This window comes from Pseudomonas tremae, from assembly GCF_001401155.1.
Classification (GTDB): Bacteria; Pseudomonadota; Gammaproteobacteria; order Pseudomonadales; family Pseudomonadaceae; genus Aquipseudomonas; species Aquipseudomonas tremae.
In genome coordinates this window covers 1-1,553 of record NZ_LJRO01000032.1, presented here as the reverse complement: position 1 = coordinate 1,553, position 1,553 = coordinate 1, and the positions used below count along the sequence as shown (strand labels likewise).

General features: G+C 52.0%; 1 protein-coding gene. It reads left to right on the top strand.

What is annotated here, in order from left to right; all coding sequences use genetic code 11:
- Positions 1-130 precede the first annotated feature (130 nt).
- A protein-coding gene (locus tag ALO43_RS28120) for an IS3 family transposase (RefSeq protein ID WP_157062258.1) occupies positions 131-1,506 on the top strand; the annotation gives its coding sequence in 2 pieces (ribosomal slippage) (positions 131-602 and positions 602-1,506; 1,377 coding nt in all).
- The last annotated feature ends 47 nt before the right edge of the window (positions 1,507-1,553 follow it).

Here is a 1,553-nt window from a genome sequence, read left to right as displayed (position 1 = left end):
CCCACGCGGAGCATGGGCACGATAGTGTTCTTGCGGACGCTTGGCGTTCCTCACTTTCCAGCCACGACGCTTATCGCCTCACGAGTTGTGGTATGACCCCCGAAGGTTGGACGCAACCTTTGGAGGCGTCATGGGTAAATATACAGTGCAGGCAAAACTCGCAGCCGTGAAAGAATATTGTGCCGGCAAGGCAGGGTTGAGGGATGTTGCGCATCGCCACGATGTGGACTTTTCCTGTCTTCGTCAGTGGGTCGCGGCTTATCAGATCCACGGCCCAGCGGCTCTTAAAGAGAAAAAGCGGCAGCGTTACAGTGACGAGTTCAAGCTAGCTGTTTTGAAGCGCATGCATGATGAGCGATTATCACTGCGCCAGACAGCGGCCTTGTTCGATATCCGTCAGTTCGGCATCATCAATCTATGGCAGCGCCTTTTTGACGAAGGTGCGCTTAACGCCTCCTCAAAGCCCCCTGAGAAAGCTGGACGCCCAAGAAAGATGACGACGACCCTTCCCCCTGTGAATTCCGCTCCAGTCGACGATGAATCGCGTTCGCGTGACGAGTTGCTTGCCGAGGTGAAGCAACTGCGGATGGAGGTCGATTATCTAAAAAAGCTCGATGCCTTGGTTCAGAAGAAGCAACGAATAGCGCAGCAGAAAAAGCGCAAATCGTAATAGAACTGAGGCCTTTGCATTCTCTGGACGGCCTGCTGAAGTTTGCCGGTCTGGCACGCAGCACTTTTTACTATCAACAAAAGGTACTGCTGGCAGACGACAAATACGCAGGGCTGAAGGACCTGATTCAGGCAACGTTCTACGAGCATAAGGGCCGGTATGGCTATCGTCGCATCACGGCAGTCTTGCGCAGGGGGGGCCATCTTGTGAACCACAAGACGGTGCAGAAACTAATGGGGCAGCTAGGCCTGAAGAGCCTGATACGCGTGAAGAAATACCGTTTCTACAAAGGCGAAACAGGTAAGGCCGCGCCTAACCTGCTAAAGCGTGATTTCAAAGCGCAATACCTTAACCAGAAATGGGCCACCGACGTGACCGAATTCAAAGTAGGAGGCCAGAAACTCTATCTGTCGCCGATCATGGATTTGTACAACGGCGAAATCATTTCCTATGCGATTGCTAGGCGCCCGCTGTACTCCATGGTCGACGAAATGCTTGAAGGAGCATTCACGCGGCTTGGACCGGATGAAAAGCCGATTTTGCATTCTGACCAGGGCTGGCAATATCGGATGCCTATTTACCAGCGACTGCTCCATGAGAATTCGATCACAGCCAGCATGTCGCGCAAGGGTAACTGCTATGACAACGCGGCTATAGAGAGCTTTTTTAGCACGCTGAAATCCGAATTTTTCTACCTGAACAAATTTAACGATCTGGATGAGCTTCAAGCGGGTATCGAAGAGTACATTGAGTATTACAATCACTCACGCATAAAACTGAAGCTTAACGGCCTGAGTCCTGTGGAATTCAGGATGCAGGCCGCCAAGGCAGCGTAAGTGGATAATTGTCCAACCTTCGGGGGGCATACCAGAGCGTGAGGAAC